Annotated in this window: 22 protein-coding genes; 11 read left to right on the forward strand and 11 right to left on the reverse strand. The window is 62.9% G+C overall.

Features of this window, described 5'->3' with window-relative positions; all coding sequences use genetic code 11:
- Window positions 1-66 precede the first annotated feature (66 nt).
- Complete coding sequence (locus ATE40_RS03815) at window positions 67-579, forward strand: DUF2165 family protein (RefSeq protein ID WP_019454683.1); 513 nt, start codon at window positions 67-69, stop codon at window positions 577-579.
- A 22-nt stretch (window positions 580-601) separates the two neighbouring features.
- On the opposite strand, the gene ATE40_RS03820 is transcribed toward ATE40_RS03815, so the two are convergent.
- The 3 genes from ATE40_RS03820 to ATE40_RS03830 all read right to left on the reverse strand — a co-directional run bounded on the left by ATE40_RS03820 (window position 602) and on the right by ATE40_RS03830 (window position 3019).
- A complete protein-coding gene (locus ATE40_RS03820; protein WP_019454682.1) occupies window positions 602-1114 on the reverse strand; it encodes a GNAT family N-acetyltransferase in 513 nt (170 codons plus the stop codon).
- 41 nt (window positions 1115-1155) lie between these two features.
- Entirely contained in the window at window positions 1156-2373 is a 1218-nt protein-coding gene (locus ATE40_RS03825) for an FAD-dependent oxidoreductase (protein ID WP_025159999.1), read from the reverse strand.
- 82 nt (window positions 2374-2455) lie between these two features.
- Window positions 2456-3019 (reverse strand): DUF4865 family protein, encoded by a 564-nt coding sequence (locus ATE40_RS03830; protein WP_019454680.1) that lies wholly within the window; start codon window positions 3017-3019, stop codon window positions 2456-2458.
- Window positions 3020-3124: 105 nt separating this feature from the next.
- On the opposite strand from ATE40_RS03830, the gene ATE40_RS03835 reads away from it, so the two are divergent.
- On the forward strand, window positions 3125-3994 hold the full coding sequence (locus tag ATE40_RS03835; RefSeq protein WP_063918991.1) for a LysR substrate-binding domain-containing protein: 870 nt from the start codon (window positions 3125-3127) through the stop codon (window positions 3992-3994).
- On the opposite strand, the gene sseA is transcribed toward ATE40_RS03835, so the two are convergent.
- Window positions 3991-4836: a 3-mercaptopyruvate sulfurtransferase gene (gene sseA, locus ATE40_RS03840; RefSeq protein ID WP_063919588.1), complete on the reverse strand. Its 846-nt coding sequence runs from the start codon at window positions 4834-4836 to the stop codon at window positions 3991-3993. The two genes, ATE40_RS03835 and sseA, sit on opposite strands and share 4 nt — an antisense overlap.
- Window positions 4837-4942: 106 nt before the next feature.
- Between sseA and ATE40_RS03845 the strand changes: the two genes are divergently transcribed.
- Complete coding sequence (locus ATE40_RS03845; RefSeq protein WP_063918992.1) at window positions 4943-5365, forward strand: NUDIX hydrolase; 423 nt, start codon at window positions 4943-4945, stop codon at window positions 5363-5365.
- Window positions 5366-5375: 10 nt separating this feature from the next.
- Here ATE40_RS03845 and ATE40_RS03850 read toward each other — a convergent pair whose 3' ends face one another.
- From ATE40_RS03850 to ATE40_RS03865, 4 genes are all read right to left on the reverse strand, one after another.
- Complete coding sequence (locus ATE40_RS03850) at window positions 5376-6041, reverse strand: Rossmann-fold NAD(P)-binding domain-containing protein (protein WP_019454676.1); 666 nt, start codon at window positions 6039-6041, stop codon at window positions 5376-5378.
- Window positions 6038-7063, reverse strand: coding sequence for an AraC family transcriptional regulator (locus tag ATE40_RS03855; RefSeq protein WP_063918993.1), 1026 nt, complete (start codon window positions 7061-7063; stop codon window positions 6038-6040). The genes ATE40_RS03850 and ATE40_RS03855 overlap by 4 nt, the downstream gene beginning before the upstream one ends.
- 10 nt (window positions 7064-7073) lie before the next feature.
- Window positions 7074-7958 carry an oxidoreductase gene (locus tag ATE40_RS03860; RefSeq protein WP_063918994.1) on the reverse strand — a complete coding sequence of 295 codons (885 nt, stop codon included), beginning with the start codon at window positions 7956-7958 and terminating at the stop codon, window positions 7074-7076.
- Between the two features lie 81 nt (window positions 7959-8039).
- Window positions 8040-9476 carry an aminotransferase-like domain-containing protein gene (locus tag ATE40_RS03865; RefSeq protein ID WP_019454673.1) on the reverse strand — a complete coding sequence of 479 codons (1437 nt, stop codon included), beginning with the start codon at window positions 9474-9476 and terminating at the stop codon, window positions 8040-8042.
- A 176-nt stretch (window positions 9477-9652) separates the two neighbouring features.
- On the opposite strand from ATE40_RS03865, the gene ATE40_RS03870 reads away from it, so the two are divergent.
- The 3 genes from ATE40_RS03870 to ATE40_RS03880 all read left to right on the forward strand — a co-directional run bounded on the left by ATE40_RS03870 (window position 9653) and on the right by ATE40_RS03880 (window position 11833).
- On the forward strand, window positions 9653-9841 hold the full coding sequence (locus ATE40_RS03870) for a DUF1127 domain-containing protein (RefSeq protein WP_019454672.1): 189 nt from the start codon (window positions 9653-9655) through the stop codon (window positions 9839-9841).
- Window positions 9842-9850: 9 nt separating this feature from the next.
- Window positions 9851-10474: a glutathione S-transferase family protein gene (locus ATE40_RS03875; protein WP_063918995.1), complete on the forward strand. Its 624-nt coding sequence runs from the start codon at window positions 9851-9853 to the stop codon at window positions 10472-10474.
- A 228-nt stretch (window positions 10475-10702) separates the two neighbouring features.
- The gene (locus ATE40_RS03880; protein ID WP_063918996.1) at window positions 10703-11833 is read left to right on the forward strand and encodes a Gfo/Idh/MocA family protein; all 1131 of its coding nucleotides are present in this window, start codon (window positions 10703-10705) and stop codon (window positions 11831-11833) included.
- Between the two features lie 102 nt (window positions 11834-11935).
- On the opposite strand, the gene ATE40_RS03885 is transcribed toward ATE40_RS03880, so the two are convergent.
- The 3 genes from ATE40_RS03885 to ATE40_RS03895 are packed head-to-tail and all read right to left on the reverse strand — an operon-like array spanning window position 11936 to window position 15068.
- Complete coding sequence (locus ATE40_RS03885; protein ID WP_063918997.1) at window positions 11936-13807, reverse strand: amidohydrolase; 1872 nt, start codon at window positions 13805-13807, stop codon at window positions 11936-11938.
- 21 nt (window positions 13808-13828) lie between these two features.
- Window positions 13829-14374, reverse strand: a complete 546-nt coding sequence (locus ATE40_RS03890; protein ID WP_019454668.1) for an antibiotic biosynthesis monooxygenase — start codon at window positions 14372-14374, stop codon at window positions 13829-13831.
- 49 nt (window positions 14375-14423) lie between these two features.
- Window positions 14424-15068, reverse strand: a complete 645-nt coding sequence (locus ATE40_RS03895) for a hydrolase (RefSeq protein WP_004939390.1) — start codon at window positions 15066-15068, stop codon at window positions 14424-14426.
- A 140-nt stretch (window positions 15069-15208) separates the two neighbouring features.
- On the opposite strand from ATE40_RS03895, the gene ATE40_RS03900 reads away from it, so the two are divergent.
- The 5 genes from ATE40_RS03900 (at window position 15209) to osmF (ending at window position 19247) form a co-directional block, all read left to right on the forward strand.
- The gene (locus tag ATE40_RS03900) at window positions 15209-16120 is read left to right on the forward strand and encodes a LysR substrate-binding domain-containing protein (protein WP_063918998.1); all 912 of its coding nucleotides are present in this window, start codon (window positions 15209-15211) and stop codon (window positions 16118-16120) included.
- A gap of 43 nt (window positions 16121-16163) precedes the next feature.
- Window positions 16164-16538, forward strand: coding sequence for a cell envelope integrity TolA family protein (locus tag ATE40_RS03905; RefSeq protein ID WP_025159996.1), 375 nt, complete (start codon window positions 16164-16166; stop codon window positions 16536-16538).
- Window positions 16539-16678: 140 nt separating this feature from the next.
- Window positions 16679-17155, forward strand: a complete 477-nt coding sequence (locus ATE40_RS03910; protein ID WP_019454665.1) for an OsmC family protein — start codon at window positions 16679-16681, stop codon at window positions 17153-17155.
- A gap of 90 nt (window positions 17156-17245) precedes the next feature.
- Window positions 17246-18304: a fatty acid desaturase gene (locus ATE40_RS03915; protein WP_019454664.1), complete on the forward strand. Its 1059-nt coding sequence runs from the start codon at window positions 17246-17248 to the stop codon at window positions 18302-18304.
- Window positions 18305-18317: 13 nt separating this feature from the next.
- Window positions 18318-19247: a glycine betaine ABC transporter substrate-binding protein OsmF gene (gene osmF / locus ATE40_RS03920; protein ID WP_063918999.1), complete on the forward strand. Its 930-nt coding sequence runs from the start codon at window positions 18318-18320 to the stop codon at window positions 19245-19247.
- The last annotated feature ends 41 nt before the right edge of the window (window positions 19248-19288 follow it).

The raw sequence follows: 19288 nt of genomic DNA on the forward strand, positions 1-19288 counted from the left end.
GGATGTTATGGACTAATCTAAAAGGCGTTTTTTATTAATCCCTTGCCATGGATAGCTAACATCATCATGAACGAAATCACTGTGTCACGCCTCGCTTGCATCGTCCTGTCCCTGTTTCCGGCCCTGTGGGGGCTGTTCAGCCTGTTGAACAATACGGCGGACTTCGCCGGCACCGCGCGCAATGCGGTGGGGCCGCTGCTCGCCATGCAAGATACCTATCAGACGCCGGGGCTGATGTGGCGCGCCGTCACCGCCGACTGGGCCTGCATGTTGGGGTTGGCGGTCATCACCGCGCTGGAAACGCTGGCCGGGTTGCTGGCGACGGCCGGCGTGGTGCTGATGGTCGGGCGATTGAAAGACCCTTACGCCGCTTTCGCCAAGGGTAAAGCCTGGGCGATGCTGGGGGCGCTTTGCGCGATCGCGGTGTGGGGCGTCGGCTTTATGGTGGTCGCCGGCGACTGGTTTATGGCCTGGCAGGCCAAAGAGAACCCGCTGGCGGTGCAACTGGGGGCGCTGATCTACCTGGCGCCCAATGCGTTTGCCTTGCTGTTCCTGATGCTGCAGCGGGAGCCGCGCTAAACGGCGGCGGAGCGGGGCGCGGTTACAGCGCCTTGCTCATATACCAGATGCCTATCGAGCCTTGGGCGCTGGTGTAGCAGGTCTCGCCACAAATGCTCAATCCCTGACGCTGATAAAAACGTTGGGCGCCGGTGTTGCGTTGCAGCACCTCCAGCCACAGCGTTTTTTGCCGGCGCTCGATGGCCCGCCGCTGCACCTGTTCGAACAGGCGCTGGCCATAGCCGTTGCCGGCGTGGCCCGGCAGGAAATAGATTTTCTGCAGCTCTGCGCCGATTTGTTCGGTTGGTGCCAGCAGGCTGTCGAAGTTCACCCGCGCATAGCCGACGAGGGCATCATTCTCATAGGCCAACAGCCAGCACACGTCGGGATCGCGCAGCGTCCGTTCCAGCGCGGAGACGGAAAAATCCTCGGCCAGAAAGGCCTCCAGCTCGTGCGGGTAGTGCCACAGCTCACCGAAGTGCGAACGATAGGTGCTGATGCCGATATCGCGCACCTGGGTTAAATCTTCTACCAATGCCTGACGGACGGTGAACATGAGTGAACCTCATCGAAGCGAGAACCGATGAGTATAGCGGCTTAATTTTCAAGATGTCGCGGCGTTTCGCGGCGAAAGCCCAGGCCGATGATGCGACCGAACAGGCGCGGCAGCCAACGGCTGTTGCCGACGCGAGCGATCAGGCGCGAACCGCCGGCGGCGCGACGCTGACCCGGCTTGCGCTGGCTCATTTTGATCTGCAAAAACTGGATCGCCCGGGTGGGGAACTCACGCCGGCGCTGCACGCTCAGCAAATGTTTCAGCTGCAGCCGATGTTGGCGCAGCGGCGGTATCAGGGCGTTGGCGGCGGCTACCGCGTCCTGAATCGCCAGATTGACGCCCACGCCACCGATCGGTGACATGGCGTGCGCGGCGTCGCCGATGCACAGCACGCCCGGTTTGGCCCAGCGATCCAGACGATCGATGCGGATGCTCAGCAGTTTCAGCTGATCCCACTCGACGATCTCCTGCAGGCGATCGTCCTGGAATGGCGCCACCTCGGCGAGGTGCAGCAAAAATTTCTCCAGCCCGTTGCGGCGGATCGCGTCGAAGCTGCCTTTGTCGATCGAGTAGCCGCACTGCCAGTAGTCACCGCGATCGATCATGATGAAGTTCTGCTTTGGCCCGGTGTGGCCCATTGACCAGGCCGGATCGCCCGGCTGCTTGCTGAGCTTCATCCACAAGACGTCGCGCGGGGCACCGAAGGATCGGCTGCTGAGCGCCGCCTGCTCACGCACCACCGAGTTGCGGCCGTCGGTGCCGATCACCAACTGGCTGCGCACGCGGATCGGGCCTTCCGGCGTGTCGGCCAGTACGCCGCATACCTGGCCGCGGTCATACAGCAGCTCATGAACCTGCGTTGAGGTCAACAATCTGAAATTGGGAAAAGCGGCGGCCTGCTGTGCCAAAAAATTGAGGAACTCCCACTGCGGCATAAAGGCGATAAATTTGCAGCGCGTCGGCAGGCGGGTGAAATCCGCCAGCTTGATGTCGCGCCCGGCGACTTCGGCGTGCAGGGATTCCGCGCGCTGGTGCGGCAGCGTCAACAGTTCATCGAGTAGGCCCAGCTGATGCATGACTTCCAGCGTCGAGGGATGAATGGTGTCACCGCGAAAATCGCGCAGGAAGTCGGCGTGCTTCTCCAGCACCGTCACGTCGATCCCCGCCCGCGCCAGCAGATAGCCGAGCATCAGCCCGGCGGGGCCGCCTCCCACGATGCAGCAGGCGGTGGCGTAAGGTGTGATCGGTGATGACGACATGGCGGTTGACCCCGGAGAGCGGCCCGCATCCCGCGAACCGCAAATGAGTGTTTAGTATTGATAATGATTATCAATATCACATTTAACTGTCAACCCGCGGCGCAGTGTGGTCAAAGGGAGCGGACAGATGGCCGACGCGGAACAGCTGGCTGTTTTGCGGCCGCGCCTGCGGCGCTTCACGCCAGATATCCAGCCGTACTAACCGCCACTCGGCGGGATCGAACGCCACGATGGAGGCCAGCGCGCCGGGGGCCGCCTGCTGTTGGCGACGCAATGCAGGCAGATCGCTGTAGGGGGCGATGGCCTGTTCCTGACGGGTCGCCCAAGCGGCCTCGGCCAGATGAAGGCGATCGAAATGCGTCAGCCACGGCAGCCAGTGGCTGACGCGCGGCCAGCCGAACGCCTGGCTGAGGCCCCTGAAGCCTTCGCCGGCCAGGAAGTCGCTCATGCCGGCGCTGCTGTTCCACAGGTAAAAAGGAGCGTAGAGATTCTCGGCGCTGCCTTCGCTGCGCTGCGCGTACAGATAGGCTTTGACGATCAGCTGCGGGCAGGCGTCGAGCAGGTGGCCGAAATCGGCAATGCGGCGGCGAACGATCGCCATATCGTAGTCGGCGGGCAGGGTGAAACGGTATTGCATCGCGAGCATAAGGATTCTCCTGAAAGACATTGACCCGGAGAGCGTGACACGCCATCTTTATCAGTAAAATCGGTATTATTTTGATTGATGGTTCAGAAAATCAGGACGGTCAGCATGGGACGAATTACCTTCGATCTCGAGGATTTACGCAGCTTCGTCACCGGCGTCGAGCTGGGCAGCTTCGCCAAGGCGGCGGAACGGCTGGGACGTTCGACGTCGGCGGTCAGCGCCCACCTGAAAAAGCTGGAGCAGCAGGTCGGCGCGCCGATCCTGCGCAAGGCTGGACGCGGCATGGTGATGACTGAGGCGGGGGAGACCCTGCTCGGTTACGCGCGCCGTCTGCTGGAGCTCAATGATGAGGCCGCCGCCGCGGTGCGCGGATTGGATCTGCAGGGCACGGTGCGGCTGGGGCTGCAGGAAGATTTCGGCGAGACGTTTCTGCCGCAGGTGTTGGGCAGCTTCGCGCGCGCCAATCCGAAGGTGCGTATCGAGGCGCGCATCGCCCGCAATGCCGAGTTGATCGACTGGGTGCTGAAAGGCCAACTGGATCTGTCGCTGGCGTGGGATGGCGGTTTGAGCACGCCGTTTCATCAGGCGCTGGGGCAGCGGCAACTGCACTGGATCGCCTCGCCCGGCTTCGCGCTGGCGCCCTGGCGAGAAGGGGATGAGCCGCTGCCGCTGGTGATGTTCGACGCGCCCTGCCTGATGCGCAGCGCGGCGACGCAGGCGCTGGATCGCGCCGGCATCCCCTGGCGCATCGCCTTTACCAGCCGCAGCCTGAACGGCGTGTGGGCGGCGGTGAACGCCGGGTTGGGCGTCACGGTGCGGGCGGCTGCCGGTTTGCCGCCCGGCCTGACGCCGCTGGCGCCCGATTTGCTGCCCGCTCTGGGCCAGCTCGGCGTGGTGCTGCACCGCGCCGAGGATCAGCCTTCTGCCGCCGTGCAGCGGCTGGCGCAGATCGTGGTCGAGCGGATCGAATCTTAATCTTTGGCGATCGGCTGCTTGCCGCTCAGTTGGCCCCATTCGCTCCAGGCGCCGTCATACAGTTTGACCTGCGGAGCGCCGAGCGACAGCAGGCCGAACGCCAGCACCGCCGCCGTTACGCCGGAGCCGCAGCTGGTGATGATCGGGCCGTTGATGTCCACGCCCTTGTCGCTGAAGGTTTGGCGCAGCGCTGCCAGCGATTTGAAACGGCCGTTCTCCAGCAGCTCGCCGTACGGAATATTGATGCTGCCGGGAATGTGGCCGCGATGCAGGCCGGGGCGCGGCTCTGGCGCTTCGGCATAAAAGCGCGGCGCGGCGCGCGCGTCGAGAATTTGCACCGGCGTGCCTAACGCCTGCTCCACTTGCCGCATATCCACTACCGCTTCGGCGTTGAAGCGGGCGTAGAAGGTCTGCGGCTCAGGCTGCGCCGGGCCGGTTTCCAGCGCTTGCCCCAGCGCGGTCCAGCCGTTCAGCCCTTCGTCCAGCACGTAAACACGCTGGGCGCCGAAATTGCGGAAAGTCCACCAGCCGCGCGGCGCGGAGAACTGGTTGCCTTCGTCGTAAATCACCAGGGTGTCGCGCTCGCTGATGCCCAGCTTGCCCGCCGCTGCGCCGAATTCCGCCGCCGTTGGCAACATGTGCGGCAGCGTGGTGTTCTTGTCCGCCACCTCGTCGATATCGAAGTAGACCGCGCCGGGGATATGGCCGCGTTCGAACTCGGCAAGCATGTCTTTTTTCGGCGTCAGCCCGACCGGCGACATTCGCACGTCGAGAACGACCAGATTTTCATCGTTGATATGTTGCGCAAGCCATTGGGGTGTCACCAGAAACGGAGAGTTCATCGTCATTGTTCGCCTGTTGTGAAAACGGGTTTTCACTATACACCAGGCCGCGCGGGGATGAAGTATGATGTTCAGTGACAGGGGATGGACGGGGTGAGGAGAAAATATGACGGAACGGGCGTTTGGCGGAGCCAAGATCGCGCTGCTGTGCGACGGTTTCCTGCTGGTTTACCAACGGGACGATAAGCCGGGCATTCCGTGGCCCGGCCTGTGGGATCTGCCCGGCGGCGGGCGGGAAAACGGCGAAACGCCGCTGCAGTGCGTGCAGCGGGAGACGCGGGAAGAGTTCGGCGTATCGATCGCCGAACGGCAGATCGTCTGGCGGCGGCGCTACGACGGCATTTCGCCCGGCGGTTCGCCGACCTGGTTTATGGCCGGGATGATCACTCCGGCGCAGATCGCCGCGATTCGCTTTGGCAACGAGGGGCAGCGTTGGCGGATGATGCCGGTGGAGCAGTTTATTCACCATCCGCAGGGTATCGAACATCTGCGCCGCCGGGTGGCGGAGTATTGGCGGCAGGGCGGTTAACCCCGTTGTTTCAGGACGCCGCCACTCGGTTGATCTGCGCCGGCTCCAGGATGCGTAAGTCGGTTTCCCGGCGCGCCACCGCCAGCATCGCCAGCCCAACCCGCTCGGTGGTGGTCACCTGAGCGGGAAGCAGCCGCAAAGCGCTAAGCCACAGCGGTTTGAACAGCCGATAGGCCAGATCGTAGAGGCGGGTTTTGGAGCGAATGCCGTGCAGCGGCACAATGGCGCCAGGGCGGAACATCACCGCGTGGAACGGCAGCGTCAGCAAGGCGTTTTCGGTAGCGCCCTTGACCCTGGCCCACATGCTGCGGCCGCGTTCGCTGCTGTCGGTGCCGAGGCCGGAGACGTAAATAAAGACCATCGTCGGGTTCAGCATCGCCAACGGGCGGGCGGCGGTCAGCGTCAGATCGTAAGTCACCGCGCGATACTCGGCCTCGCTCAGGCCGGCGGACGACGTTCCCAGGCAGAAGAAACAGGCGTCGTAGCCGGCGAGCTGCGGCTCCAGCGAAGACAGGTTGCGCAGGTCGGGCAGGGTGAGCTGACGCAGTTTGGCGTGGCTCTGGGCCAACGGGCTTCGGCCGATGCTGAGTACTTCGCTGACCTGCGGATCGCGCAGGCATTCCCGCAGTGCGCCCTGGCCCACCATGCCGCTGGCGCCGAAAATAATCACTTTCATGTTCTGTTCTCCCGTTGGCCGACGGCGCGCTGCGTGCGCCAGCGGCTGGGCGTCAGCTCCTCCCACTGCATGAACGCGCGGCTGAACGAATTCAGTTCTTCAAATCCCAGCACAAAGGCGATTTCTCCCGGCTCGAGATCGGTGTCCGCCAACAGCCGACAGGCGGTGCGGTGGCGGGTTTTGTCCAACAGCTGCTGGTAGCTGTAGCCGTGCTGTTGCAGGCGGCGCTGCAGCGTGCGCGGGCTGAGATAGAGCTCAGCGGCCACGCTGTTGACGCTGGGGCGTTGGCCGCGCATGCTGCGCCCGAGGATCGCCATCACCTGCGTCGGCAGATCGTGTTCCGCCAAAGAGCGGGCCAGCTCCGCCTCCAGCCCCGGCAGCAGCACCGCCAGCATGTCCTGGTTATAGGTGACGAAGGGTTGACGCATCAACGCGCGATCGAACACCAGCACGTCCAGCGGGGCGTTGAATGCCACCGGGCAACCGAAATAGCGCGCCAGCGGGGAGGCGGCATCCGCTCGCCGGGTCAATTCGATCGCCAGCGGCTGCAGGGGCAGGCCGGTGCCGCGTCGACACAGGGTGGTGATGGCGGCGAACATGGCGTCGATCAGCATCGCCGGCGCATGGCCTTCGCTCATGGTCCAGCGAGTGTGCAGGCGCATGCTGTCGCCGTCTTCCACCAGCATCAGCTCCTCCGGGCAGACCAGCCGTTTGTAGCGCGCGATCTTTTGCAGCGCTTCGCCCAGCGTCGCGGAATGCAGCGCGGCGACCGAAGCGATGTCATAGTGTTCCGGCGCCACATCGCCGCCGAGGCGCAGACCGAAACCCGGGTCGTCGCTCAGCTGCGGCAGGGTGCGCCAGACGGAGAAAAATTGCTGCGTGGTGAGTTTCACCTTGTCGCGCTGTTCGCCGAACAGCCCGGCGGGCAACCCGGCCAATCGGCCGAGCTGCTCGATATCGACGCCCAGCGCCGCCAGGCGTACCGCCAGAGCGCTGGAGACCGGAATTTGATCGCTGCTCAATGCAGGCTCCTTAGGGTTTTCCCGTCACCACCGCCGCCATCGCGGCGTGATCCGGCGAGCTGTCGTCGTGGTCGGTGCTCAGGCTGAGAGCGCGAAACGCCGTGTCTTCCGCCTGACGTTCGGCCAGGATCTGCGCTGCCATATGCACCGCGTCGCTGCCGAGCAGCAGGCGCAGCGGAGGGGCTTCCAGCGCCGCCAACTGCAGGATCGCCTGCGCCGCCTTGGCCGGATCGCCGGTTTGGCTGCCGTTATGCTGCTGCAGGAAGGCCAGCATCGGACCCAGCGTCGGCTGATAGGCTTCGCCGATCGGCGCAATGGTCATTGAAGAACCGGCCCAATCGGTGCGGAAGCCGCCGGGCTCGACCATCGTCACCTTAACGCCGAACGGCGCGATCTCTTTGGCCAGCGATTCGGAGAAACCTTCGACCGCCCACTTGGCGGTATGGTAGGCGCTGAGACCGGCAATGCCGAGGCGAGCGCCGATGGTGGCGATCTGGATGATATGGCCGCTGCCCTGCCGGCGCAATATCGGCAACGCCGCGCGGGTGACGTTGAACACGCCGAAAAAGTTGGTCTCGAGCTGCGCGCGGAAGTCCGCCTCATCGGCTTCTTCTATCGGCGCGATATTGCCGTAACCGGCGTTGTTGACCAGCACGTCCAGCCGGCCGAAGCGTTCGATCGCCGTGCGCACCGCGCGTTCGGCGGCCCTGGCGTCGGTGACGTCGAGCGCGACCGTAGCGACCCGATCGCCGTAGCGTTCCACCAGCGGCTGCAGCTGTTGCGCCTGACGGGCGGTGGCGACCAGACGGTGTCCGGCGGCCAGCACCGCCTGCGCCAGCTGTTGGCCCAGGCCGCGGGAGCTGCCGGTGATTAACCATACCTGTGACTGAGACATCATGACCTTCCTGATTGCGAGTGGGTGTGATGCCACTTTAGAGCGCCGGGCCGCACAGCGATAATCCGATCGCGTCAAGATTTAATCCGATTGCGCCAAACTGTCGGCCGGCATCAGCGCCTGGATGGTGGCGCCGACCTTCTGCACCGCTTGCTCTATCTCCGGCGTCAGCGCCGGCGCATAGTTGATGCGCAGGCAGTTGCGGTATTTGCCGGCGGCGGAAAAGATGCTGCCGACGGCGATCTGCACGCCCTGCTGCTCGAGATGACGGTTGAGGCGCAGGGTGTCGAACGCCTCATCCAGCTCGATCCACAGCATAAAGCCGCCGCGCGGGCGGCTGACGCGGGTGCCTGCCGGGAAGTATTTCAGGATCAGATCGGTCATCCGATCGCGGTTCTGCCGGTAACGGGCGCGCATGCGCCGCAGGTGCTGCAGATAGTGCCCGCCGCGAATAAACTCGGCGATCGCCAGCTGCGGCTGGGTGGCGGTGGCGCCGGAGCCGATGAATTTCATATGCAGCACCCGCTCCAGGTAGCGGCCGGGCGCGATCCAGCCCACGCGCAGCCCCGGCGCCAGCGTTTTGGAAAACGAGCTGCACAGCAGCACGCGGCCATCTTCGTCGAACGACTTGATGGTGCGCGGCCGTGGGTAGTGATAGGCGATGTCGCCGTAAACGTCATCCTCGATGATCGCCGCGTCGTGGCGCTGCGCCAGCGTCAGCAACCGCTGTTTGTGGGCGTCGGGCATGATGTAGCCCAGCGGGTTGTTGCAGTTGGGCGTCAGCAGGATAGCCTTGACCGGCCACTGCTCCAGCGCCATTTCCAGCGCTGCCAGGCTGACGCCGCTGAGCGGATCGGTGGGGATTTCCAGCGCCTTGATGCCCAGGCCTTTGAGTGTCTGCATGGTGCCGTGGAAACAGGGCGAGTCGACCGCCACGATGTCGCCGGGTTGGCAAACGGCGCGCAGCCCGGCGGAGATCGCTTCCTGGCAGCCGGTGGTGATCAGCAGCTGATCGGGGCCGATTTGGCAGCCCGAATCCAGCAGCAGGCGAGCGACCTGTTCGCGCAGCGCGGCCACGCCCTGAATGCTGTCGTAATACAGGCTGCGCAAATCGCCGTGGCGGGCGGCGTTGCGCAGGGCGACGATCAGCGGTTTCATCGTCGGTTCGGCGATATCCGGCATGCCGCGGCCTAGCTGAATCAGGCCTTCGCGCGGCCGGCTGCGCACCAGTTCCAGCACCTGTTCCCATTGTGAAATATCCACCGGCCGCTGCACCGGCGCCGTCATGGCAGGCAGCTCGGCCTGCGCGCGGCGCGCGTGCACGAAGTAACCCGACTTCGGCCGCGCTTCCACCAGGCGCTGTTCCTCCAGCAGCCGATAGGCTTGTTGCACCGTACTGATGCTGACGCCGTGCTCCTGGCTCAGCGTGCGCACCGAAGGCAGGCGGTCGCCGGCCGGATACAGTCCTTGCTGGATGCGCTGGCTAAGAATGGCGGCCAGGGCGGCATAGCGTGTCATACAGATGCCTCTCGTTGAGTTGAATGCCGTAAAAACCGGTACAGATGCTTTCAAAGTAAAGCATTCAGCCTGTTTTTGGGTATGGCTGTATGAAAAAAATAACGCTGACGTGAATCTGTATTGTTTTTTGCTCGCACAGCATCATGACGGCAGAGTCAGTTGCCCAGGAGAACATGATGACCGTCTTGTCTATCGTAAAAGCCGCCATGCCGCGGCGAACATGGCTATCCCGCTGGCGTTTGTATCAACTGCGCCAGCGGACGCGAAGAGAGTTGCTGCTGCTGAACGACAGGCAACTGGCGGATATCGGCCTGACGCGAGCGGATGCGCGCCGCGAAGGGGATAAGCCTTTCTGGAGAGGGTGAGGAAAGCGGATGCTGAAATTATTGGGTAAGGCTTCATCGATCAACGTGCGCAAGGTGTTGTGGACCTGCCATGAGCTGGCGCTGCCGCTGGAACGGGAGGAGTGGGGCAGCGGCTTTCGCTCCACGCAGGAACCCGAGTTTTTGGCGCTCAATCCCAACGGCCTGGTGCCGGTGCTGATCGACGGCGCCCGAGTGCTGTGGGAGTCGAACACCATTTGCCGCTATCTGGCGGGGCGGGAAGGACGGCAAGATCTGCTGCCGCAGGCACCCGGCGTGCGGGCGGCGGTAGAGATGTGGATGGATTGGCAGGCCACCGATCTGAACGGTGCCTGGCGCTATGTGTTCATGTCGCGGGTGCGCGGGCATGCGGATTATCAGGATGCCGCCAGCCTGGCCGCCGCCGAGTGCGAATGGAACCGGCTGATGGGCTTGTTGGACGCACATCTGGCGCAGCGCGGCCCTTACGCCGCCGGCGCCGTTTTTACGTTGGCGGACGTGGTGCTGGGGTTGTCGCTGAACCGTTGGTTGATGACGCCGTTCGAGCGGCCGCATTATGCGGCGCTGGCGGACTATCAGCAGCGCCTGCTGCAACGTCCCGGCTACTTGCGGCACGGCGCCAACGGTTTACCGTGATATGAAATAAATGGTTCATTTTATCTCGTCCGGATACGACCTGCCGTGTCCGGACTTTCTCCGTTGCATCATCCCGTCAAGGTTTCATGAACGTCATCACGAATATGAACTTTATTTTCCCGTGTGCTTGTTATTGAAATTTATATTCCATATAAACCCGTTATCAACCGGCGTGTTTCATTGAGCGGCGCCTGGTTCTACGCAGGATTTCGGTCACGGGAGAGAATGATGAAACAGGTACGCGTTGGGTTAATCGGCACCGGCTATATCGGGCGTTGTCACGCTATCGCCTATGCGCAGGCCGCCACGGTATTCCCCCTCAAGGGGGAACTGGTGCTGGAGATGCTGGCGGAGGTTACGCCTGAGCTGGCGGCGCAGCGCGCCGCCGAATTCGGTTTTGCGCGCTCGACCGGCGACTGGCGGCAGCTGGTGGCCGATCCGGCGATCGATGTGGTGGACATCTGCGCGCCCAATTTCTTGCACAAAGAGATGGCGCTGGAGGCGATACGTCACGGTAAGCACGTGTATTCGGAAAAGCCGCTGGCGCTGGACGCCGCCGACGCGGCGGAGATGGTGCAGGCCGCTCGCGCCAAGGGTGTGAAAACGCTGGTCGGTTTTAACTACATGAAAAACCCCACCAGCCAACTGGCGCGCGAAATTATCGCCAACGGCGAAATCGGTGAAGTGGTGCATTTTTACGGCACCCACAATGAGGATTATCTGGCCGACCCGCGCACGCCGATCGACTGGCACTGCCGCCGCGCCAGCGCCGGGCTGGGCGCGCTCGGGGATCTGGCGGCGCACATCGTCAATATGGCGCACTACCTGGTGGGCGATATCGTGGCGGTTTCCGGCGATATGCAGACCGTGATCAAACAGCGCCCGGATCCGCAAGACCCGACACGCCTGCACCCGGTGGAAAACGAAGACCAGGCCAGTGCGCTGCTGCGTTTCGCCGGCGGCGCGATGGGCACTATCGAAACTTCGCGCATCGCCTGCGGGCGCAAGATGGGGTTGACCTATGTGGTCACCGGCACCAAAGGCACGCTGAGCTATACCCAGGAGCGGATGGCGGAGCTGAAGCTGTATCGGCACGATGAACCGGCGGAGCGGCAGGGGTTCAAGACGCTGCTGGTGGGGCCAAAGCACCCGGACTACGCGGCGTTTTGCATCAGCGCCGGGCACGGCATCGGTTTTAACGATCAGAAGACGGTGGAGATCCGCGATCTGGTCAACGGCATCGCCGCAGGCGACCGCATGTGGCCCGACTTTGAAGAGGGGTGGAAGGTGTCCTGCGTGCTGGATGCGATAGCCGCCTCCGCCGAACAGCGGCGCTGGCTGGAGATCAACCGCGATTGAAAATGAAATGGCGCTCTCCCGTGGACAGCGCCATTAATTTATTATGTTGTTAGCTTAACAGCTTATTAAGTTAATTTTATAATAAGTTATTGGCTTGATAGCTTAGAACGAGAAACACGAACAGCCGAACGCGCCCCAGAAGGCATTCTCATCCGACACCGGGATGCTGGAGCGGCGCGCGATGTCATGCTGATGTGCGTGTACGCCGCACGGGCCACAGCATTGGTGCGCCTGGCTCAGCACGCCGACTTTGGCCGCCGCCGACGGCGGCGCGGAGCGGTAATGGCCCGGCACCTGGGTGACCGGCGACCAGTCCGGCAACACCGGCAGCGGTGGCGGCGCCAGCGGCGAGAAGCTGCCGGCGGCGTAGACCACTTTGCCATCCACCACCGTCATGACCGATTCGATGCCTTTGATCTGCTCTTCCCGCACGCTGAAGTAGTCCTGCGACAGCACCGCCAAATCCGCCAACTGGCCGACCTTGATCTGGCCTTTCTTGCCCTGTTCGGTGGAGAACCAGGCGCTGCCCTGCGTCCACAGCATCAGCGCCGTTTCGCGATCCAGCCGGGCGCTGTCGTCGTACATCGCCATGCCGCCGACGGTGCGGCCGGAAACCAGCCAGTACAGCGCCGTCCACGGGTTGTAGCTGGCGACGCGGGTGGCGTCGGTGCCCAGCCCGACCGGCAGCTCGGCCGCCAGCATTTTCGCCACCGGCGGCGTATGTTTGGTGGCTTCGATGCCGTAGCGGTCGGCGAAATACTCACCCTGGAACGCCATGCGGTGCTGCACCGCAATGCCGCCGCCCAGCGCCTTGACCCGCTCGATGTTGCGTTCGGTAATGGTCTCGGCGTGATCGAACAGCCAGTGCAGTCCGTTGAACGGAATGTCGCGGTTCACCTTCTCGAACACGTCCAGCATGCGGCTGATGGATTCGTCATAGGTGGCGTGCAGGCGGAACGGCCAGCGGTGCTCGACCAGATGGCGCACCACCCGCTCCAGCTCGTCTTCGGTGCCCGGCGGCAGATCCGGGCGCGGCTGCAGGAAGTCTTCGAAGTCGGCGGCGGAAAACACCAGCATCTCGCCGGCGCCGTTATGGCGGTAAAAGTCGGTGCCCTGACCCGGCTTGAGCATATCGGTCCACAGCTCGAAGTCTTCCAGCTCCTGCTTCGGCCGCTGGGTGAACAGGTTATAGGCGATGCGGATGGTCAGCTGCTTTTTCTCGTGCAGCTCGGCGATCACCTGATAGTCCTCCGGGTAGTTCTGGAAGCCGCCGCCGGCGTCGATGGCGCTGGTGAGGCCGAGACGGTTCAGCTCGCGCATAAACTGGCGGGTGGAGTTGACCTGCTGCTCCAGCGGCAGCTTCGGCCCTTTTGCCAGCGTAGCGTACAGGATCATGGCGTTGGGTTTGGCGATCAGCATGCCGGTCGGGTTGCCGTTGGCGTCGCGTTGGATCTCGCCGCCCGGCGGGTTCGGCGTGTCTTTGGTGTAGCCGACCACCTTCAGCGCCGCGCGGTTGAGCAGCGCGCGATCGTAGAGGTGCAGAATGAACACCGGCGTGTCCGGCGCCGCCTGGTTGATCTCGTCCAGCGTCGGCATGCGGCGTTCGGCGAACTGGAATTCGGTCCAGCCGCCGACCACCCGCACCCACTGCGGGCTTGGCGTGCGCAGCGCCTGTTCTTTCAACATGCGCAGGGCGTCGGCCAGCGAAGGCACGCCTTCCCAGCGCAGCTCAAGGTTGTAGTTCAGGCCGCCGCGGATCAGGTGCAGGTGCGAGTCGTTCAGGCCTGGAATGGCGGTGTGGCCGTGCAGGTCGATCACCTGGGTTTCCGGCCCGGCGTGTTGCATGACTTCGCCTTCGCTGCCGACCGCCAGAAACTTGCCGTCGCGGATGGCGACCGCCTGTGCGGTAGGATTTTGGCGATCGACGGTGTGAAACTTGCCGTTGGTGATGATCAATGAAGCGTGGTGGTTCATAACATTCTCCCGGCGAACCGCCTAGCGGCGGGTCAGCCATTGATGAAAAACGCGAGTCACGATAGGCATCCACAGGTACACCACCAGGGCGACCACGGTGGCGTCATTGAGAAAATGGCCGAGCAGCGTGCCGTCCAGCTGCGGCAGCACCAGCCCCCAAAACCAGGGCACCAGATTGGTGGATGGAAAGATCACCAGCAGGGTGATGATGAATTGCTTCCACTGGGGCGGCTGGCGCACGCTGGGGTTGGGCGGGGTAAACCAGAACTCCGCGCCGGGGCGGATCTCGATATGGTCGTTCTCCAGCAGCAGCGGGGCGACCTCTTCGATGTATTGCTTGCGCAGCGGCGAGTGGATCCAGCGGTACAGGTTGTCGAGATTGTCGAAGCGCACCAACACCGTATAGGCCTGTTCATCGCCGGAAGGGCGGATAACGTTGACGCCCAGATGGCCGGTGAAGCTTGCGGCATCCGGCATGATGCGGTTCAGCCAGGCCTCATAGGCTTGCTCGTTCCCCGGCGCCAAACGGTGGGTGATCACCAGCGTGACATGCTGCGGATGGGCCATAAAACCAACTCCTGAAAATACCCCGGCACAGGGCCGGGGCAAGGGGGGATTATTTCACCGTGCGCGCCGGTGCGTGGTGCACCATGGTGTAAGCGTAGTCGACGCCCATGCCGTACGCGCCGCTGTGTTCGCGCACCAGCGCCATCACCGCGTCGTAGGTGTCTTTGCGCGCCCAGTCGCGTTGGTATTCCAGCAGCACCTGCTGCCAGGTGACCGGCACGGCGCCGGCCTGCACCATGCGGTCAATCGAACGTTCGTGCGCATCGACGGACGTGCCGCCGGAGGTGTCGGTCACCACATACACTTCATAGCCGGCTTCCAACGCCATCAGCGCCGGGAAGGTCAGGCACACTTCGGTCCACAGCGCGGAGATCACCAGCTTTTTGCGGCCGGTGGCTTCCACGGCTTTGACGAAGGCCGCGTCTTCCCAGGAGTTCATCGAGGTGCGTTCAATCGGGGTGATTTCAGGGTGTACCGCCAGCAGTTCCGGCCAGATGTAGCCGCTGAAGCTTTCGGTTTCGACCGAGGTGAAAAGGGTGGGGACGTTGAAAATCTTGCCTGCCTTCGCCAAACCAACAACGTTGTTTTTCAGTTGCTGACGATCAATATTAGCCACGCCGAAGGCCATTTGTGGTTGATGGTCGATAAAAATCAGTGCGGAATTGTCTTTATCAAGCAGTTGAAACTTGGACATAATTTACCTTCCCAGTGATATTTCGGTTGAACATCTGATGAGTGTAACGCCGATAAAACCCATGGTAGGCAGAGGGCGATTTCAAAGATACCGCAGAATTTTTGCCGACTTGTTGAGTTTTTTTATACACGGGAGAAAGCATGAGATTAAACCTGGAAGCGCTGCTGATTTTGGACGCGCTGGACCGGCACGGATCTTTCGCCGCCGCGGCCGCCGCACTGTTTAAAACCCCTTCAGCACTGAGCTATATGGTGCAAAAGCTGGAGAACGATCTCGACATCACCCTGCTCGATCGCTCCGGGCATCGGGCGAAGTTCACCGATACCGGCAAGCTGATGCTGGAAAAGGGGCGGGTGCTGCTGCGGGCGGCGCAGGATCTGGAACAACAGGCGCGCTATGTCGAAAACGGCTGGGAAAGCGAGATCACGCTCGGGATTGACGCCTCTTTCCCGTTTGCCCGCCTGTTGCCGCTGATCGACGAGTTCTACCAACAGCATCACCATACCCGGCTGCGCTTCAGCCACGAGGTGCTGGCCGGCTCCTGGGAGTCGCTGGTCTACGGTTGCGCCGACATTATCATCGGCGCCATCTGCGAGCCGCCGTCGCGGGTGGGCTATGCGTTCAGCAGGCTGGGGCAGCTGGATTACGTGTTCGCCGTCGCGCCGCTGCATCCGCTGGCGGCATTGCCGGAACCCTTGCCGAAGGACGAAATCCGTCAGCACCGGGCGGTGGTGGTGCGCGACACTTCGCGGGTCAACGCGCCGCAGAGCCTGAATCTGCTGGAAGAGCAGGATACGCTGACGGTGTTCGGCTTCGACGCCAAGCTGCAGGCGCAGCTGGCCGGGCTGGGCTGCGGCTATCTGCCGCGTTCCTTGGCGGAACCTTACCTGAACAGCGGCGAACTGGTGGCGAAACGCGTCGAGTCTGAACGCTGCAGCGACGTCGCCTATTTCGGTTGGCGGGAAAGCGCCAGCGGCCTGGCGGCCAAATGGTGGCGCGAACGGCTGCAGCGCTACGCGGATGACGGCGAGGCCTACCCTTCGGGGCAGTAAGCGCCGTCATATAGGGATCAACAACCCGATAAGGACATAGGGAATGAAAAAGAGACTAAGTCTGTTGGCGCTGCTGCTGTTGAGCGGTTGCGGTACGAGCGCTGGGCGTCAGGCCGGCATACCGTTACCGGCGCCGCAGGCTGAAGCGTTGGCCACGACGCCGCTCAGCTATCCGGTGCGAGTGCATAATGCGGTGAGTCGCGAACTGCGTTTGCCGGAGCACGCGCGCGGGCAACGATGCACCATCGGCATTCGTCTGCTGCCGAACGGCAAGCTGGCGAGTAGCAAGATCGTAAGAGGCGATGCGCCCCTGTGCGCGGCGGCCAGCGCGGCGGTGCAGCAGGCGCAGTTTCCGCCGATGGCCAGCGCGACCGAATACGCGCTGTTCAACGCCGTGGTGCTCGATTTTGTTCCCTGAAAACCTATGACCGACGGGCCGCTTGCGCGGCCCGTTTTTTCTCGTTTCGCCGTTTGCATCTTCGCGCTTTTCCGCCAATAGTGTTCTCCGGACATGCAGCAAGGCGATTTTTCATTGGCCGGTCAACGGGAGAAAAAGGCATGAAAGGCGAGCATCATTATCAGGTGGCGGTCACCTGGCAGGGGAATTTGGGCGCAGGCACCGAAGATTACCGCGCCTATGGGCGCGATCACCTGATCGGCGCCGTGGGCAAGGCAGATATCGCCGGTTCAGCCGATCCGGCCTTTCGCGGTGACGCGACGCGCTGGAATCCGGAGGATTTGCTGGTGGCTTCGCTCAGCGCCTGTCACAAATTATGGTATCTGCATCTGTGCGCTACCTCGGGCATTTCCGTACTGGCCTATCAGGACAACGCCGTTGGGGTGATGCGTGAAGATGCGGCGCGCGGCGGCTTTTTCACCTCGGTGACGCTGCGGCCGCAGGTCACGGTGCGCGACGGCGACGATCTGCGGCTGGCGCAACAGCTGCACGAGAAGGCGCATCACCTGTGCTTTATCGCCAACTCGGTGAATTTCCCGGTGGCGTGCGAGCCGCAGGCCGAGTACGCAACCCGCTGAATTTTCACTTAGCTTTGCCATTTTCGTTATTTTGAACGCCGTTACGGCTCACGGATACTGGGGGGAAAATCCTCAACCGCGAGCCGCAGCATGTCCTACGCCCACTATTTGCATCCCGAACAGCGCGAACGCATCCGGCGGCTTCATCGGCGCTGGTATTGGCGGCTGGAGCTGCCCACCTGGGGAATGATGGCGGCAGTGTATGGCGGCTGGTTCGGCGTGGCGCACTATTGGCAGGCGTTGGGCCCGTGGCTCGGCGCACCGGCGCTTGTCCTGCTGACCACCTGGTACCTGTCGTTGCAGCATGAGCTGATCCACGGCCATCCGACGCGCTGGCCGCGCGTCAATCAGCTGTTCGGCCTGTTGCCGCTGGCGGTGTGGTATCCCTATGGGCTGTATCGCGATTCGCATCTGCGCCATCACCGCAACGATCACCTGACCGACCCGCACGAAGATCCCGAGAGCTACTATTTCAGCGCCGCGCAGTGGCGGCGCTATCCTCGCCTGTTGCCGCGGCTGGCCGCCGTGCGCAATACGCTGATTGGCCGAGTGTTGTTCGGCCCGGCGCTGGATATCGTCGCCACGCTGTTCGGCGCCGTGAAGACGCTTGCGGCGGGCGATCTGCGCGCCTGGGCGATGTGGCTGACGCATCTGTCGCTGTTGGCGATGCTGCTGAGCTGGCTGCAGACGCAGGGCATCGGCGCGGCGTTTTATCTGTTGGCCATCAGCTACCCGGCGCTGGCGCTGACCAAGGTGAGATCGTTTTTTGAGCATCGTGCCGTGGACGCACCGCAGGCACGTTCTATTATTAATGAGGCGGGCTGGCCGTGGCGGCTGCTGTTTCTCAATCTGAACTACCATTTAGTGCATCACGATCTGCCCGGTTTGCCCTGGTATGGCCTGCGCGAAGTCTATCTGGCGGAACGCGAGGCGTATCAGCGCCGCAGCCAGGGATTCGTCGCGCAGGGTTATGGTGAGTGGCTGCGCGATTACGCGCTGACGCCGATCGACGTCGGCGTGCATCCGCTGAGCGCCGGTGAACGGCGTGAGGAACGCGATGCCCTGCCGAAGAAAAAATTTATTGCGCGCTGGAAGCGCGTTTCTCAGGATTTTCCAACCGAACTGGCCCATGAGCCGGAAAACGTATAACCAGAGGAAAAGTATGGCAATCACCTTATCACGCGGACGTTCCTTTGCTGTCGCACTGACGCTGCTGGCCACCAGCGGTCTGGCGCAGGCGGCCGACTCGGTGCGCGTCGGCTCCAAGATCGATACCGAAGGTTCGCTGCTCGGCAACATCATCGTGCAGGTGCTGGAAGCCAATGGCATCAAAACCACCAACAAGCTGCAGCTCGGCACCACCAAGGTGCTGCGTGGCGCCATCACCTCCGGCGAGATCGACATCTACCCGGAATACACCGGCAACGGCGCGTTTTTCTTCTCTGATGAGAAAGATCCGGCGTGGAAGAACGCCCAGGCCGGTTTCGAGAAGGTGAAACAGCTCGACTACGACAAAAACAAAATCGTCTGGCTCGATGCGGCGCCGGCCAACAACACCTGGACCATCGCCATTCGGCAGGACGTGGCGGACGCCAACCATCTCAAAACGCTGGCGGATCTCGGCAAGTGGATCAACGGCGGCGGCAAGTTCAAGCTGGCGGCCTCGGCGGAGTTTATCGAGCGGCCGGATGCGCTGCCGGCATTCCAAAGCGCCTACGGCTTCAAGCTGAATCAGGATCAGCTGCTGTCATTGGCCGGCGGCGACACGGCGGTGACCATCAAGGCGGCGGCCGAGCAGACCTCCGGCGTCAACGCGGCGATGGCCTACGGCACCGATGGCCCGGTAGCGGCGTTGGGGCTGCAGACGCTGGCGGACCCGAAAGGCGTACAGCCTATCTACGCGCCGGCGCCGATCGTGCGCGAGGCGGCGTTGAAAGAACACGCCAACCTGCCCGAGTTGCTGAAACCGGTGTTCGCCTCACTGGACGGGCCGACGCTGCAAAAGCTCAATGCACAGATCGCCGTGGAAGGGCAGGACGCCAAACAGGTGGCGGCCGCTTACCTGAAAGAGAAAGGGTTTGTTAAGGGATAACGCCGAGGTGCCCCCTCTGTCGCCGGGAGAGGGGGTGAACC

This window comes from Serratia surfactantfaciens, from assembly GCF_001642805.2.
In the GTDB taxonomy this organism is placed as follows: Bacteria; Pseudomonadota; Gammaproteobacteria; order Enterobacterales; family Enterobacteriaceae; genus Serratia; species Serratia surfactantfaciens.

Excerpts from the sequence above, each read along its gene's own strand:
- ATE40_RS03835 (WP_063918991.1), top strand. The coding sequence starts at position 3,125 with ATGGGACGAATTACCTTCGATCTCGAGGATTTACGCAGCTTCGTCACC.
- ATE40_RS03915 (WP_019454664.1), top strand. The coding sequence starts at position 17,246 with ATGTCCTACGCCCACTATTTGCATCCCGAACAGCGCGAACGCATCCGG.
- ATE40_RS03815 (WP_019454683.1), top strand. The coding sequence starts at position 67 with ATGAACGAAATCACTGTGTCACGCCTCGCTTGCATCGTCCTGTCCCTG.
- ATE40_RS03875 (WP_063918995.1), top strand. The coding sequence starts at position 9,851 with ATGCTGAAATTATTGGGTAAGGCTTCATCGATCAACGTGCGCAAGGTG.
- ATE40_RS03870 (WP_019454672.1), top strand. The coding sequence starts at position 9,653 with ATGACCGTCTTGTCTATCGTAAAAGCCGCCATGCCGCGGCGAACATGG.
- ATE40_RS03860 (WP_063918994.1), bottom strand. The coding sequence starts at position 7,958 with ATGTCTCAGTCACAGGTATGGTTAATCACCGGCAGCTCCCGCGGCCTG.
- ATE40_RS03910 (WP_019454665.1), top strand. The coding sequence starts at position 16,679 with ATGAAAGGCGAGCATCATTATCAGGTGGCGGTCACCTGGCAGGGGAAT.
- ATE40_RS03820 (WP_019454682.1), bottom strand. The coding sequence starts at position 1,114 with ATGTTCACCGTCCGTCAGGCATTGGTAGAAGATTTAACCCAGGTGCGC.
- ATE40_RS03880 (WP_063918996.1), top strand. The coding sequence starts at position 10,703 with ATGAAACAGGTACGCGTTGGGTTAATCGGCACCGGCTATATCGGGCGT.
- sseA (WP_063919588.1), bottom strand. The coding sequence starts at position 4,836 with ATGAACTCTCCGTTTCTGGTGACACCCCAATGGCTTGCGCAACATATC.
- ATE40_RS03830 (WP_019454680.1), bottom strand. The coding sequence starts at position 3,019 with ATGCTCGCGATGCAATACCGTTTCACCCTGCCCGCCGACTACGATATG.
- ATE40_RS03890 (WP_019454668.1), bottom strand. The coding sequence starts at position 14,374 with ATGGCCCATCCGCAGCATGTCACGCTGGTGATCACCCACCGTTTGGCG.
- ATE40_RS03900 (WP_063918998.1), top strand. The coding sequence starts at position 15,209 with ATGAGATTAAACCTGGAAGCGCTGCTGATTTTGGACGCGCTGGACCGG.
- ATE40_RS03845 (WP_063918992.1), top strand. The coding sequence starts at position 4,943 with ATGACGGAACGGGCGTTTGGCGGAGCCAAGATCGCGCTGCTGTGCGAC.
- osmF (WP_063918999.1), top strand. The coding sequence starts at position 18,318 with ATGGCAATCACCTTATCACGCGGACGTTCCTTTGCTGTCGCACTGACG.
- ATE40_RS03865 (WP_019454673.1), bottom strand. The coding sequence starts at position 9,476 with ATGACACGCTATGCCGCCCTGGCCGCCATTCTTAGCCAGCGCATCCAG.
- ATE40_RS03905 (WP_025159996.1), top strand. The coding sequence starts at position 16,164 with ATGAAAAAGAGACTAAGTCTGTTGGCGCTGCTGCTGTTGAGCGGTTGC.
- ATE40_RS03885 (WP_063918997.1), bottom strand. The coding sequence starts at position 13,807 with ATGAACCACCACGCTTCATTGATCATCACCAACGGCAAGTTTCACACC.
- ATE40_RS03850 (WP_019454676.1), bottom strand. The coding sequence starts at position 6,041 with ATGAAAGTGATTATTTTCGGCGCCAGCGGCATGGTGGGCCAGGGCGCA.
- ATE40_RS03895 (WP_004939390.1), bottom strand. The coding sequence starts at position 15,068 with ATGTCCAAGTTTCAACTGCTTGATAAAGACAATTCCGCACTGATTTTT.
- ATE40_RS03825 (WP_025159999.1), bottom strand. The coding sequence starts at position 2,373 with ATGTCGTCATCACCGATCACACCTTACGCCACCGCCTGCTGCATCGTG.